The organism is Thermosporothrix hazakensis (genome assembly GCF_003253565.1).
In the GTDB taxonomy this organism is placed as follows: Bacteria; Chloroflexota; Ktedonobacteria; order Ktedonobacterales; family Ktedonobacteraceae; genus Thermosporothrix; species Thermosporothrix hazakensis.
The window spans coordinates 273,000-286,952 of the sequence record NZ_QKUF01000001.1 but is presented as its reverse complement, the minus strand read 5'-3'; the positions used below and the strand labels follow the sequence as shown (position 1 = coordinate 286,952).

The 13,953-nt window shown below is 53.7% G+C and carries 14 protein-coding genes and 1 tRNA gene; 11 read left to right on the top strand and 4 right to left on the bottom strand.

What is annotated here, in order from left to right:
- The first annotated feature begins 225 nt into the window (after nucleotides 1-225).
- From EI42_RS01180 to EI42_RS01160, 5 genes are all read left to right on the top strand, one after another.
- On the top strand, nucleotides 226-843 hold the full coding sequence (locus EI42_RS01180) for an RNA polymerase sigma factor (protein WP_111317918.1): 618 nt from the start codon (nucleotides 226-228) through the stop codon (nucleotides 841-843).
- Nucleotides 844-864: 21 nt separating this feature from the next.
- Nucleotides 865-1,230 (top strand): hypothetical protein, encoded by a 366-nt coding sequence (locus EI42_RS01175; protein ID WP_111317915.1) that lies wholly within the window; start codon nucleotides 865-867, stop codon nucleotides 1,228-1,230.
- A gap of 22 nt (nucleotides 1,231-1,252) precedes the next feature.
- Nucleotides 1,253-2,188: a mechanosensitive ion channel family protein gene (locus EI42_RS01170; RefSeq protein ID WP_111317913.1), complete on the top strand. Its 936-nt coding sequence runs from the start codon at nucleotides 1,253-1,255 to the stop codon at nucleotides 2,186-2,188.
- 381 nt (nucleotides 2,189-2,569) lie between these two features.
- Nucleotides 2,570-2,785: a helix-turn-helix domain-containing protein gene (locus tag EI42_RS01165; RefSeq protein WP_111317910.1), complete on the top strand. Its 216-nt coding sequence runs from the start codon at nucleotides 2,570-2,572 to the stop codon at nucleotides 2,783-2,785.
- Nucleotides 2,786-2,886: 101 nt separating this feature from the next.
- Nucleotides 2,887-3,576 carry an RNA polymerase sigma factor gene (locus EI42_RS01160; RefSeq protein ID WP_111317907.1) on the top strand — a complete coding sequence of 230 codons (690 nt, stop codon included), beginning with the start codon at nucleotides 2,887-2,889 and terminating at the stop codon, nucleotides 3,574-3,576.
- A gap of 46 nt (nucleotides 3,577-3,622) precedes the next feature.
- On the opposite strand, the gene EI42_RS01155 is transcribed toward EI42_RS01160, so the two are convergent.
- Both EI42_RS01155 and EI42_RS01150 read right to left on the bottom strand, forming a co-directional pair.
- Entirely contained in the window at nucleotides 3,623-4,567 is a 945-nt protein-coding gene (locus EI42_RS01155) for an aldo/keto reductase (protein ID WP_111317904.1), read from the bottom strand.
- Between the two features lie 98 nt (nucleotides 4,568-4,665).
- On the bottom strand, nucleotides 4,666-6,006 hold the full coding sequence (locus EI42_RS01150; protein ID WP_111317901.1) for a phenylacetate--CoA ligase family protein: 1,341 nt from the start codon (nucleotides 6,004-6,006) through the stop codon (nucleotides 4,666-4,668).
- Nucleotides 6,007-6,381: 375 nt separating this feature from the next.
- Between EI42_RS01150 and EI42_RS01145 the strand changes: the two genes are divergently transcribed.
- On the top strand, nucleotides 6,382-7,035 hold the full coding sequence (locus EI42_RS01145; RefSeq protein ID WP_111317898.1) for an HAD family hydrolase: 654 nt from the start codon (nucleotides 6,382-6,384) through the stop codon (nucleotides 7,033-7,035).
- A gap of 40 nt (nucleotides 7,036-7,075) precedes the next feature.
- A tRNA-Sec gene (locus EI42_RS32240) sits at nucleotides 7,076-7,171 on the top strand.
- 15 nt (nucleotides 7,172-7,186) lie between these two features.
- On the opposite strand, the gene EI42_RS01140 is transcribed toward EI42_RS32240, so the two are convergent.
- The gene (locus EI42_RS01140; protein ID WP_211325985.1) at nucleotides 7,187-8,254 is read right to left on the bottom strand and encodes an L-threonylcarbamoyladenylate synthase; all 1,068 of its coding nucleotides are present in this window, start codon (nucleotides 8,252-8,254) and stop codon (nucleotides 7,187-7,189) included.
- A 289-nt stretch (nucleotides 8,255-8,543) separates the two neighbouring features.
- Here EI42_RS01140 and EI42_RS01135 point away from each other — a divergent pair, with 289 nt between their 5' ends.
- From EI42_RS01135 to EI42_RS01125, 3 genes are all read left to right on the top strand, one after another.
- Nucleotides 8,544-10,154 (top strand): HAMP domain-containing sensor histidine kinase, encoded by a 1,611-nt coding sequence (locus tag EI42_RS01135; RefSeq protein WP_111317895.1) that lies wholly within the window; start codon nucleotides 8,544-8,546, stop codon nucleotides 10,152-10,154.
- 143 nt (nucleotides 10,155-10,297) lie between these two features.
- On the top strand, nucleotides 10,298-11,158 hold the full coding sequence (gene purU / locus EI42_RS01130; protein ID WP_111317892.1) for a formyltetrahydrofolate deformylase: 861 nt from the start codon (nucleotides 10,298-10,300) through the stop codon (nucleotides 11,156-11,158).
- Nucleotides 11,159-11,380: 222 nt separating this feature from the next.
- A complete protein-coding gene (locus EI42_RS01125; protein ID WP_111317889.1) occupies nucleotides 11,381-11,812 on the top strand; it encodes a gluconate 2-dehydrogenase subunit 3 family protein in 432 nt (143 codons plus the stop codon).
- Between the two features lie 46 nt (nucleotides 11,813-11,858).
- On the opposite strand, the gene EI42_RS01120 is transcribed toward EI42_RS01125, so the two are convergent.
- Nucleotides 11,859-13,043, bottom strand: a complete 1,185-nt coding sequence (locus EI42_RS01120; RefSeq protein WP_170142266.1) for a serine/threonine protein kinase — start codon at nucleotides 13,041-13,043, stop codon at nucleotides 11,859-11,861.
- A gap of 250 nt (nucleotides 13,044-13,293) precedes the next feature.
- Between EI42_RS01120 and EI42_RS01115 the strand changes: the two genes are divergently transcribed.
- Nucleotides 13,294-13,938, top strand: a complete 645-nt coding sequence (locus tag EI42_RS01115; protein ID WP_111317884.1) for a PadR family transcriptional regulator — start codon at nucleotides 13,294-13,296, stop codon at nucleotides 13,936-13,938.
- Nucleotides 13,939-13,953: the final 15 nt, after the last annotated feature.

Genomic DNA, 13,953 nt, shown 5'->3' with positions numbered 1-13,953 from the left:
AAGGGAACTGTTCTCGGTGAGCGCGTTTCCTTGCTTTCTTTTTTGGGGGGCGAGTGCAGGGTTCGAGTTGTCAGAATCATATTTGTCCTAAATGTTCGTTTCTGGTGATATGGAATTTAAGCTAAAATAGTATATATCTGGACAAATTCTCTATAGAAGCGTATACTGATTCCAGTAGATATATCAAAATGTATTGTGCATGCTTTTTTGTGGGGGTTGTGAAAGATGGTTCTTTCTACGCTTTCTGATAAGGAGCTGGTTGCTCGTTGTAAACAGGAGTTACCGGGCAGCACAGGAAGCTATGAGCTACTCGTTCAACGCTATATGCACCAGGTGTATCGTGTGGTCTATGGGGTCGTTCATCAAAGGGAAGATGCCGAGGATATCACCCAGGAAGTGTTTCTCAAGGTCTACAACGGTTTGCCTCGACTGGAAAAAGCATCCTCGTTTCCTGGCTGGCTCTATCGCATTGCCGCCAATACCGCACTTGACGCTCTAGAAAAGATGCAGCGTCGCAAGTCAAATGAAATCTCTCTCCCCGAGCCCCAGCCGGTAGCTGTCGCGGGCCTGGAGGATAGTGTGTTACGGGCCGAGCTTCGCGAGTGCATCCAACGGGTATTGTGTCAGCTCAAACGCGAGCAGGTCGTGGCCCTGGTGCTGCGCGATTTTGAGGGGCGGCCATATGAAGAGATTTCGCGGGTGCTGGAGGTGGAAGAGGAGAAACAAAGCACGGTTAAAATGCGCATTCATCGTGCCCGATTAGCTTTTCAGAAAAAGTTTATTCAAATGTGTGAAAAAGTGAAAACAAAGGCGCGTCAGCGTCTTTCGCTCTCCACAATGTAGTTAAGGAGGATAGGGGTTTGTATGCGAGATGAAGAAGTGTTGTTGTGGATAGAACGTTTACTTCGTGATTTTGCTGATGAGGATCTTGATGCCGCGTTGCGTGCGTACCCTGACATACCCGAGGTGATTCAGCGTGCCTGGGAAGTACGGAAGCTGCTTCGCTTCTTTCAGGCAGAGGCCGTGCAGGTTCCAATGGGGCTTGAGAAGGCTGTCTTTGCCCGGCTCAGAACCGTGCATACCGGACGCGAGTTCCTTGATCTCACGTCGTATGCCGGGCGCGAGCTGGTAGATCTCTCGTCTCAGGGGCTGCTTTTCTGGCTACTTGAACTGGTGCGGTTGCTTGTTGGGCTGATTGATCCCGCTGCTGGCACGCCGGGTCTGGCCTGATCGTTGCAAGAAAGGATCACAGATGGACCCGCAGCTTATCTTCAAGACGCTGTACCAGATTTTGACCCAGATTCTCGACTTTCTCCCTCGTATGGTCAATGGGCTGGTAATCTTGCTTGTTGGCTATCTTCTCAGTTGGGCGGTGCGCAGATTTTTGTCCTTTCTGCTGGTGCATTTGCGTGTGGAACAGCTCGCGACGCGGGCGGGAATTACCGGGGCGCTGCAAGGCCTGGGCATTCGGACGCCGCTTTCGCGCTTGTTGGCGCAGATAGTCTTCTTCTTTCTCCTGCTGAGCTTCGCCACCTCGGCTGTGCAATTAATGGGGCTTTCAACGGTTGCCGATCTGCTTCAGCGCGTGTTGCAGTTTATTCCGGTTGCCATTAGCGCCGGGCTGATTATCATTTTCGGCTCGATGCTGGCACGTTTCGTCGGGACCGCCGTTGGAACGGTCGCAAGGGGAGCCAATATCAGCTATGGGGGCGCTCTGGGCCGCTTCCTGGAATATCTGCTGATGACGCTGGTTGTGGTGCTCGCCATTTCAACCATCGGGGTCGATACTACCGTGTTGACGACCAGCTTTACCATCTTGATCGCCGCGATCGGTCTGGCTATTGCGCTGACATTCGCATGGGGAGCGCGTGAGGCTGCGCGAAATGTGATCGCTGGCTATTATGTGCGGCAGCGCTGGCGTCCCGGGCAGTGGGTACGCGTGGGTGAGTACCAGGGCGAGATTCATTCGGTCGTCGGAGCCTTTACCCTGCTGGAAGCGAAACAGGAAAACGGCGAACGCAAACTTATTTCACTCCCGAAATTCCCTGTTGTTACAACAGGTGTCAACAGGAATAGAGCGAGACGTACCGCCTCCAGAGACGCAGCATTAGCGCTGGAAGAAGAGAGAGAGCGCTGCTCTCCTCTTCTTGTCCTCCTGAATTTCTCTGTCTTTTTTGAATCTCTGTGAAAAAACTGTGACTTTTTGCTGGCGATCCCGTCTGTACTGTGGAGAAAGGTGCAAAAGTTGCTACTTCTATTCACTCGTGTCTGATAGGTAGCTTTATGAGGAACGTTTGAGAGGAGTGAAGCTGACTGATGGGAGAAATAGGGCGTATTGAAGCAATGTAGCATCCTTTTACGTGTCTAATATTGCAGAGTATTCAAGGGGAAAGTTCTTACACAATAAGAGACAGCAATGTTTTTCTTTCTCCGAAAAGCAGACGTGTAGATGGAAGGAAGGAACGTCACAGGCGTTTCTTATATGACTACTTTACAACCCGACATACTGACGACATTCTTTCTGAGTGGCGTCAGACAGAATTTTTATTGGTGCAAAGGAGTACATATAATGCAGGAGTATGCAGAAGAGAAGTTTGAAGACGAATTCCTTACCGTTGGTGAGGTCGCGAAAATCTTGAAGGTTGATCCAACGACGGTCAGGCGCTGGATCAGACAGGGGAGCCTGGAAGCGGTGCCTCTGCCTCTCAAAGATGGAGGCGTGCGGCGTCGTCATCGTATCAGGCGGTCGGCCCTGAACTCGCTGTTACTTGACCAGGAGAAATAAAGCTCTATGAACGTGGGCGGATTTGTTGCTTTTGGGGGAGTAGCCGAATGAAACAAGCCATTTCTCTTGAGCCTTCCTGTTTATGCCGTGAAAGAGCGTGTATGGAGCCGTCGCATCTCTCCTTAGCTGTGCTGGCTCAAGAAGCATATCGCGAAAGCCGGAGCCTGCTGCATTCACGGCTGACTGAGAATCGATATGCCTGGGAGCTTTTCCGCCGGGCAATCGTGGAGCAGGATGAACAGGCATGGCAATATATTCTGACACTGTATAACCACCTGGTCATTTCCTGGATACATCAGTGTGCGCCTGCGCTTTTGCTCTCGCGGGAGGATGCGCAATCGCTGGCCAATGAGACGTTTGCGCGTTTTGCCCGAAGTTGTGGAGCGCAGAAATTCACCTCTATTGCCTCACTTCCCGCTTTAATGGCCTACCTGAAGCTGTGTGTGCGCAGCACGGTTCTGGATGAATTGCGGCGTCAGCAGGTGCGCAATATGTATGAATTGAAGATTGATGAGGTGGTGGCGGAGCCGCGCATTGAAGATCCGGCGGAGGGTGTGGTTGAGCGGTTGGACGCGGAGGGACTCTGGCACTTGCTGGCCTCGTTAACTCGACGTGACGAGTGTATCATCCTTCATTGTGTCTATGTGCAGGGCTTGACTCCTCGCGATATCCAGCAGCGGTATGCCGATTTATTCCCCTCGATTGAAGATGTCTATCGGGTGAAGCGCAATGTGCTGGATCGGCTGAAGCGGAGTGCTCAACTGAAAGCATTTCTGGAAGAGCATGTCTAGCAGGGAAGCGAGTCTGAAATCCCAGACTCGCCTGTTGCTGGCACGGCTAGCGCTGAGCGGGGCCCAGTGCTTCCACTTCGGACCAGAGCTCATCTGGTATCGAGAGCTGAGCCAGTGCGATCGTTTCATGCAGCCGCTCCGGTTTTGACATCCCGACAATTGTGCTGGCGATCCGCGAATCACGCAGGGAGAATTGAAGTGCAACCGCCGCCAGAGGGAGGCCATAGCGTTTACAGATCTCCTCAAGCCTGATCGCGCGATCGATCAGCTCGGGAGAGGCTTCGCCATACATATAGCGCGGGTAGTTGCTTGGGCCTTTGGCAAGCATCCCGCTTCCATATGGGGCGGCATTGACCGCGGCTACCTGATGCCTGACGCAGACATCCCAGAACGACCCGGCTTCCTGGTTCAGCAGGGTATAGCGGTTGTGCGAAATAGCAACGCTGAACAGATCGGTTTCGACAAAGCGTTGCATCATGTCGATGGGCCCGCCTGCGATGCCCAGATGCTGGATCAGGCCCTCTTCCTGACAGCGGCGTAGCGCTTCAACCGGACCTCCGGGAGCCATCGCCGCCTCAAAACCGATCCATTCCGGATCATGAAGATAGCAGAGAGGCAACTGTTCCAGACCGAGCAGGGTCAGGCTACGCTCAACGCTGCGGCGCATCTGATCCCCCGTGAACTCATTCGTTTTCAGATCACGGTCGGCTTTCGTCGCGATAACGTATCCTTGCGGCACCCCACCAAGCTCCTTGAGGACAATGCCAATGCGGCGCTCGCTTTCGCCATCGCCATAGGAGGCTGCGGTATCCAGGAAATTGATCGGGCTGCGGAAAATCTCGCGAATGGTTGCCAGAGCTGTTTCTTCGGCGACACTGTAGGCGAAGGTTTCAGGCATGTTCCCAAGCGGTGCACAGCCCACGCAAAGTGCTGTGACCTCTAAGCCTGTCTTGCCGAGTGGGCGCAATGGGAGAAATGACGGTGTTTGCATAGAGTTCCCCTTTCTCTCTTTGGCGGCCAGATAAAGAGAAGGCAGCGTCTTCCCTGCCTTCTCTCGTGTGTTTTTGAACCCGTTGGAATAAAACCAGATTATTTTCGCCGATCTTCCACACGGGCGCTGGCGGTTTTCGATTCGCCTCCGGTTGCTCGTGGCAGCGTATCAGGCCCGACCAGATGGACATGTGGTGTATTGCCGGTCACGGATTTGACGGCGGCTGCCATCTCTTTTTGCAGACGGCGGGTCAGATCCTCGCTGGCGAGCATGGTTGGCTCTTTGACCTCGACCAGCAGATCAAACGTGTCAAGGTCATTCTTGCGATCAACGACGATGCGGAAATTGACGCCGGTCTCCGGGAAGCGGAGCAGTGCCGCCTCAACCTGACTCGGGAAGACGACCAGACCGCGAATCAGCACGGCATCATCGGTACGTCCCTTAATCGAGCCGATTTTAGGATGTGTGCGTCCGCAGGTACAGCACTCTTCCCACCACAGGCGCGAGAGGTCGCGGCTGCGATAGCGAATCATAGCCGTGCCATCGGACTCTAGCCACGTCCAGACAAGCTCACCCTCTTCGCCTTCGGGGACGGGCTCGCCTGTTTCGGGATTGATGCACTCGACCAGGAAGGTATCAGCCCAGGCGTGCATACCGTCGCGGGCCTCGCATTCGCAGGTCATGCCAGGGCCAAGAAATTCGGTCATGCCAAATTCATCGTAGGCCTTGATGTTGAAATACTCCTCAAGTTTGAGGCGTGTTTCCCAGGGCCAGGGCTCCGCGCCAAAGATACCAACTTTCAGTTTCGTGTCGGTGAAGTCGATGCCCATTTCGCGGGCCTTGTTGCCAACATAGAGGCCTACCGAGGGCGTCATACACATGCCAGCAACGCCAAAATCGTAGATAAAGTCAATCAGGCGCTCATACTGGCGTGCGTCGGCACCCATCGGGATTGCCATGACGCCCATTTTCATCGCGCCGTAGTGGAAACCAAAGCCGCCCGTTGGCAGGCCATATCCATAGCAGTTCATCAGGACGTCGCCGGGGCGCAGGCCGGTCATCCACAGTTCGCGGGCGTTCAGTTCGGCCCAGTGCTCAATGTCTTTCATGGTCGCGAAGACCGGGACACTTTTTCCGGTGGTGCCGCTGGTCGCATGCAGTTCGACGGCCCCGTCTTCGCCTCCCGGCTGTTTCATTGCCACGCCGTAGGGATAGGCGGCACGAACCGTTTTCTTTTCCAGAAAGGGAAGCTTTTGAATGTCTTCAAGTGAACGGATGTCGGATGGTTTAACCCCTGCCTCATCATACAGCTTACGATAGAAGGTATTCTGGTGATAGACGCGCTCAACGGTTGCCTGTAATCGCTGTAACTGCAAGGCTTTCAGTTTCTCTTTGGGGAGCGTTTCTATTTCTTCATTAAAGAAACGACGGCTGCTCATAGTAAAGAAAGTCCTCCAGATTGTATGACCCCACTCACATCTCTGGATGCAGCGAGCATACGATCTTTTTTGTTTCAGAATAAGTAGTGAGTAAATTTTTTGTTTCTTGCCACAACACGGTTGTGTTTGTCGAGCGTCTGGAGCAGGCTGCTATGGGCAACCGACAGACGAGATGCTAGGCACGTGTCTGACAAAACAGATCTGATATCTACTCAGCATATAGCATAAAGTTTGCCACCAAATAGGAGGGGGCGATTTTCGGAAATAAGCTGCCTCCATTCTATCATGGTCAATGCGTGACCGTCTATGAAGAGGCCCAGAAGGAATAGGATATGATATCATGGGGAAAAAAGCTGCGAAGGAGCTTACAACGTCATGTCACACACGATACAGGCCGTTATCTGGGATCTGGACGGCGTGATTATAGATAGCGCAGACGCTCATCGCAAGGCATGGTACAAATTGGCTGAAGATCTGGGAATCCCGTACAGTGATGAGGAGTTCTGGGCTACATTCGGCCAGCGCAATGATGCCATTATTCCCCGGATGGTCAAGGGGGCGACCCCTGAACAGGTGCGGGCCTATGGCAATCAAAAGGAGGCCTATTTCCGCGAGTTTGCCCGCGAAACGCTCGCCTTTCTGCCGGGAGCACAGGAGCTTCTGCGTGGACTACGCGAGGCTGGTTTCCGGCAGGCGCTGGCCTCCTCAACCCCGATGGAGAATATCGAGCTGATCAGTGAGGTGCTTGGGCTTCATCGCTACCTGGACACGCTGGTCTCTGGCGAATCGGTCCCGCATGGGAAGCCCGCCCCTGATGTGTTTCTGAAGGCCGCCGAGGAACTGGGGGCCGCGCCTGCGCATTCGCTGGTTATTGAGGATGCAGTTGCCGGAGTGCAGGCGGCTCGGGCCGGAGGCATGTATTGCATCGCGGTGGTGGGTGAGCGCGATCTTCCCGGCTTGCGGGCCGCAGATCTGGTTGTCCGGGATTTGACCGAAGTCTCCGTTGAGCGCATTCAGCAACTGGCTTGACAGGAGCAGGGCAGAGTGGCACAATAGACAACACAAACAGGGAGGTGTAGGGGTCCCGGTGGGCCTCACCGTCTTCAAAACGGCTGGAGGGTCGCTCGGCGCGGTCCTCGGTGGGTTCGACTCCCATACGCCTCTGTCACTCTTCCTGCTTTCAGGCTGAAATGATTTTCCCTCCTGTTGCCTTCAACAGCCGATCCCGCACGGCACGTCCCAGGCCTTTTTCTGGAAAATTCCGACAGAGAATCACATCCACTCCCGCATCTTCCAGCGTGCGCAGTCCGGCAAAGAGCCGCGCCGCGACCTCTTCCGGAGCCTTGAGGCTGCCTGCCGCATAGCTATGGAGGCCGCTGTGTTGAAAGGTTACGATATCCTCGGTTGCGATGAGGACGCCAACCTGTTTCCCCTGTGCGCTATACCGTGCAGCTTCGCGCTGCATCGCGGCTCGGACCTGCTCGTCGCTCCCCTCAAAAAGATATGCGGGCACATGCGGCGAATAGTGGATCAACATCTGTCCCGGAGATTTCATCGCCGTCCCTTCGTCAGCCGTCGGGCGCTTTTTTGCGACCTGTACATCAGGCAGGACGGCTTGTAATGCTTCAAGACTGACGCCACCGGGACGTAGAATGGTCGGCACCTCGGCGCAGAGATCAAGAATGGTTGACTCAACGCCGACCGCGCATGGTCCGGCATCCAGAATCAGCGGCACTCGGCCTGCGAGGTCCTGGTAGACATGCTGTGCCGTGGTTGGGCTGACATGCATAAAGCGGTTTGCGCTCGGGGCAGCTATCGGTGAGTTCATCGCGCGAATCAGGGCCCGGGCGATCGGATGGCTTGGCATACGCACGGCAACGGTGTCGAGGCCAGCCGTGACGGTGCGAGGGACCTCGGGCGCGGCTGGAAGGATCAGGGTGAGTGGACCGGGCCAGAAATGTCGGGCCAATTCGTGCACCAGAGGGGGAATGCTGGCTGTTAGCCGAACAAGCATCTGTTCATCAATGATATGCGCAATCAAGGGGTCACTGTACGGGCGCTCTTTTGCCGCGAAGATGCGCTCGACTGCTTTGGGCCGAAAAACGTCTGCTCCCAGGCCATAGACGGTTTCGGTCGGGAAGACAACAACATCTTCTCCACGTAGAATGGTGGCGGCTCGCTCGATGATTGCCGCGTCTGGCTGTGCTGGATCAAGGGGGATTACTTCTGTCTGGTACATGTCCGCCATTATCGTTCTCCTGCTCTTATAATGTTCTCTTTTGGCTGTGAGTATAGCACGTTTTCAGGTATTCAGGTAACAGCTCTCAAGAGGGAGAACAAACCCCTCCATAGTCGCGTTCTATTGTTCAGGATAGATCCTATACTGTAAGGTGGCTTTATGTCCTCAATAATCTCTGTTTTTTGCTCGCAAGAATATTGAAAAATGATAATGATAAAGGCAGGTTCGGCAAAATGCATTCTAAGAAAACGCTCTCTGATAAAGAGATTTGTGGCAGTGCCGGATAGGATGGTGAGCAATGAAGCTGATCTATAGCGTGTTGCGACGGATAGGACACTTTTTCCTCGGTTTACAGGTCAAGTTGGCCCTTTCCTATCTGGTTATTACTATTGTTTCTCTCCTTATTTTTGAGACGTTAGCAATTTGTCTTGTTGCACAGGTGGCGATTGCGAAGTATCCGCAGCGTGTCTTGAAACACTTCAAGCAGGAAGCGTCGATGCTGGAAAGTGTGCTCAAAGAAGTGAAAAGTCTTCCCCAGGAGGATCAGGATGATTACATGCGCTCGATTAACCTGGTCCTGCAACATTCGACGGCGAAGAATGCCTGTGCGCAGGTGCGTATTGATCTGGCAAATATTCCCCCGGATGAGCCGTTTGCCTATTCCGATGTTGATGAGAAAGAGTGTAACAGTATTGATGTGAGCCTCTATACCCGCTTTGGTTTTGTCGTCCTGCTGGATAGCAGAGGGCAAGTGCTTGCCTCAAGCGATCCTCGACAGTTCACGGTACGGCGCTTGATTCTTCCCCGTCTCTCCTCTACCGAACGCGCCGTCTGGCAGCATGTGCTTCACGAGAAGCAGGATAACGTACAGGCGCAGATCTCTGATACTGATAGCGTGCTGGTCGGTGCGATCAAAATACGAGATGAGAGCACACAGCAAACCTTTTTCCTGCTGACCAAACAGGGTCTCCCGGATACCTGGACGGTATTGCCCGGGATTCTGCATTTGATGGGGCAAACGCTGCTGTGGGCGACCGGCGTTGTTGCCTGTGTAGGGGGGCTCTTTGGCTTTGCACTGGCACACTGGTTCGTCGGGCGCTTTTTGCCCGTGCGGCTGGCGGTCGAGAAGTGGAGTCAGGGCGATTTTACTGCGCAGGTACAGGACCGTTCCCGTGATGAACTTGGCTCGCTGGTGCGCCACCTGAACAGTATGGCTGTGCAGTTGAAAATGTTGCTTCAGGCACGGCGGCAACTGGCAGCACTGGAGGAGCGGCATCGTCTTGCGCGTGATCTGCATGATAGCTTAAAACAGCAGTTATTTGCGCTTGGTATGTTGATTGGCGGGGCGCGAACGGTCTTGCATCGAGATCCCGCACAGGTTGAGCAGCGGTTTGACGAGATGGAGCACTTACTTGAGCAGGCACAGGAGGAGCTCAAAACGCTGATTCATCAATTGCGTCCTCATGCGCTGGCTGATAAGCGGCTGGTGGCGGCTGTCGAGCAGTTCTGTCGGCAGTGGGAGATACAGCATGGGATCGAGGTCAGGCTTGAGCTGGAGCAGGACCTTGTGCTCCCACGCTTTCTTGAGGAGGCGTATTATCGGGTGATGCAGGAGGCCTTTTCCAACATTGCCCGTCATAGTCAGGCAACGCAGGTCTATGTTCGGCTCGGGCGCTGGCAGCAATCGGTTTTGCTCTCAATTGCCGACAACGGGCGCGGGTTTGAGCGAGAGGCCTTGACGAAGCAAGGGCTTGGATTGGTGTCGATGGAGGAGCGGGCGCGTGAGGTTGGTGGCTTATTTCGGCTGGAATGTGCCCCGGACCAGGGAACGGTTGTGCAGGTCATGGTGCCGCTCGATCTGCTGAAGGCTGATGCCGAGCATTTGAAGTCAGCGCCGATTGTTTCCTGAAACACTCTACCTGTTTGTGCCTTTTGTCCGCTCCTCTTGACTCATTGGGCCGGGAGGTTTAGTATACGCACTTAAAAGAAGCTGATCTGTAGCACTGCGGGCGCATGTGGACTTGTAGGTGTTTCTGAGAGGAGAGCGGTTGTATGCCTGTAAAGAAACCAACTATCACGTTATTGATCTCCTGTCCTGATAGGCCGGGGATTGTCGCTGCTATTTCGCGTTTCATTTTTATGCATAATGGGAACATCGTTGAATCGGACCAGCATTCGACCAATCAGGGGGAAGCCTCTTTCTTTATGCGGGTCAGTTTTGCTGAAGAGGGCTTTCAGCTTGATGAGGTGGCGCTGAAGGAAGCGTTTGCGCCAATTGCCAAAGAGTTTCAGATGAAGTGGAGCGTCCACTATTCACGGCAACGCATGCGAGCGGCCATCTTTGTTTCTCGCTTAGATCATTGTCTGGTTGATTTGCTCTGGCGCTGGAAGAGTGGTGAGCTGCTGATGGACATTCCCTGTATTATCAGCAACCATCCCGACATGGAGCCGCTGGCGCGTATGTATGAGATCCCTTACGAGTATTTCCCGGTACAGAAGCAAACGCGTCGACAGGATCAGGAGCGTATGCTTGCCTTTCTCGAAGGGAAGGTCGATTTTCTGATTCTGGCGCGTTATATGCAGATTCTGGAACCGTTCTTTGTCCATGCCTATCAACATCGTATTATCAATATCCATCACAGTTTTTTGCCTGCTTTCGTGGGCGCTAATCCCTATCAGCGTGCCTTTGAGCGTGGTGTAAAGCTCATCGGAGCGACAGCGCACTATGTCACCGACGAACTGGATGAAGGCCCGATTATCGCACAGGATGTGATTCATTGCGATCATCGTGACTCAACCGAGGATCTGGTGCGTAAGGGGCGAGACGTGGAACGACGGGTCCTGGCCGAGGCGGTCCGGTTACACACAGAAGCTCGGGTGCTTGTCTATCGAAATAAAACGCTGGTTTTCTAGCTCCGAGTGGCTCTACAAGCGGAAGGAGAGCAGGGAAAGGCAGAGCGATCAGATGAGGGTGCTCAAACGGCGTCGAGGCGCCTGGGGAGCGTTACCAGAGAAAAAAGTCTGGGTTTTTCTGAAGAGGGACGAACACCTTGCCTCGGGTTGATGTTCATCTATGACATATGATACTATTAGAGAGGTAAAAAGGCCGCCATGTGAGTCCGAAGAGGAGCACCCATGAGAGAAACGTACAGGGGTACACCGACATTGCAGCGGCGTCACGCCGAACTTTCCTTTGAAGAGCGGGCGCAACTGAATGCGGTGATTGATCTGTTAATCCCGTCTGACGGGGATTTCCCCCCTCCTTCCAGCCTCCATCTTATTGATGAGCTGTTAATTCATCTTCATCCTTGCCAGAAGAGTCAGGCCCCGCGCATGCTCACTGTGAAGCGTCTACGCCTGCTTTTACATGAATTGAATATTTCTGCGGGAGGTGATTTCTGCCGGGCCAGCCCTGAGAAGCAGCAAAGCTTGCTCAAGCAACTGGAATGGCGTAATCCAGCTTTCTTCCAGGAATTGTGGACTCTGGCAAATCATAGCTACTATACTCGTCTGGCTTATCTGTCGGGAAGTGTCAAAGAGACACACACGATCCGCTACGCCGTCTAAAGTATCTACTCTGAATAACCGCTACAAAGGAAGATGAAACTCCGGCTTATCCATTCGGAAAGAAGAAGGTGGAGAGGAGTACGCCCAGTAGCCCGAGCAGGAGCAAGAGAACCGCAAGCATTGCGAACCAGTGATTGGCGGCCTTTTTCTGAGGGTTTTCTTGTGCCTGAGAGGTGGGCAATCTATCCGCGGGCGGCGAAGAGTCTGGTACAACTGGCGAGGGGACCAGACATGGATATGGTTTTGTAGGTATCGTATCGATGTCAGGGACAACGCGTGGCTGCTGCACGCGCTCCTGATTGGTTTCAACCGCAGTGTTGCGGGTTTGGGAAGCTCCATTATCTGTATCAAAAAGAAGTGATGTTGTGCTTGCCGAAGCGGTGCGCAATGGGCTGGCAACAGGTGAGGTCAGAACTGCTGTCTGATAGGCCTGATACAGCATCAGCGCTGACGGATAACGGTCGGCCGCTCGCTTTTGCAGGGCGCAATGAATCACTTGATCGACTGCCTCTGAGAGAGAGGCGACAGAGAGTCGCGCCGATGGCGGCTCTTCTCTTATGTGCTGTAGCAGGATTTCAGTTGAATTCGTCCCTGTGAAGGGCGGATGCCCTGTCAGCAGGTGAAATAAGAGAACTCCAAGAGCATATATATCACTTTCGGGCCGGAGCAGTCCTAGCGATTGCTCCGGCGCTCTATATTCCGCTGTCCCTCGGCTGAGATTGGTGGTCGAGTATTGCGCCTCGGGAGCGTTGCGCCACAGATCTGGGTCCGTGAGATAAAGATGTCCGCTGTCGGTGACAAGGATATTCTCGGGCTGGATATTGCCATGCGGCATTTGCTTTGTATGGAGATAGTGAAGCGCGTTACATATCTGAAGCAGCAGCGGCAGGGCCTGGATGGCCGAGAAGCGCCCGCCTACCCGCGTCAGTAGATCATTCAATGAGCCACTCCGAATGCAGGGATACACGATAAACAGAAAGTCTGGCTCTTCCCCATAGGTCAGCATCGGCAATAAATGCGGGTGGCTGAATGTCGACATGGTGCCAAGCGCCTGTAGCATTCGCTGGCGCGTGAGCGGATGACGTGTGCGTAGGAGCTTGATGATAACCTCTTCGCCCGTGACCGCGATATGGCATCCTCGATAAGATTCTGTCAGATGGCTATCCTTGCTCCGCTGAATGCGATGCAAGAGCAGATAGTTACTGATCTGTCTTCCTGTCAGATCGCTCATGATCTCTCCTCTGCTGAGTAAATGCATCTGTTCTTCCTTTCCCTGCCTTCTACTCTTGCTCTCCCGCTAACATACGGAGTAAACGAAAACGGTGTTCTTTTTCGGGCAAATCACGGGAATATCTGAACAAGGGTGAAAAATCGCCCGGATTTGACCCCAAAAAGCCTTGACAAGTTTCCGATATATCGTTTATATTACTGATAACGATATATCGTGATATATTGAGAATGCGAAAAGGAGTATCAGAAAAATGCGTGGACGATTTGGAAGACAGTTTGCGGAGTCGTTTTTCGGTCCGGATTTTGAGCATTGTGGACCGCATCACCATCACGAGAGACGCCAGATGTGGAAGCAGATGAAGCGTAACCTGGTAATGGCACGCTACTTCGGTCGAGAGGATATCAGCTCTACTGTCCTGACCCTGCTACGTGAGCGCCCGATGACGGGTTACGAGCTGCTGAAGTTGCTTGAAGAGAAACAGTTTGGCTTTGCCGCGCCGGGCGTAGACGTGGTTTACCCCACCTTGCAGATGCTGGAAGATCAGGGCTATGTCACCGCTACCGTTGCCGATGGCAAAAAGGTGTACAGCATCACCGATGCCGGCAAGGCTCATTTGGAGGCACAGAGCAGCCACCAGGAAAATCCCTGGGAGCAGTGGCGTGAGCGCTTCCATACCTATCGCGATCGGTGGGCATCGCCCGAGGTGCAGGCATTGCGCGTAGAAGCTTCTGAGGTTGCCCGGCTGTTTGCGATCGCGAGCTGGGAAGCGATTGAGAAGCCCGAGCGGCTGGCGCAGGTGCGCGAGATTCTCGGTCGCACCCGCAGAGATCTTACCTCGCTGATCTATCCCGAGGAGACACCAGAGCCAAAGTCAGAGTCAAACACAGAGAGCTAGGATCTGGAAAACCGC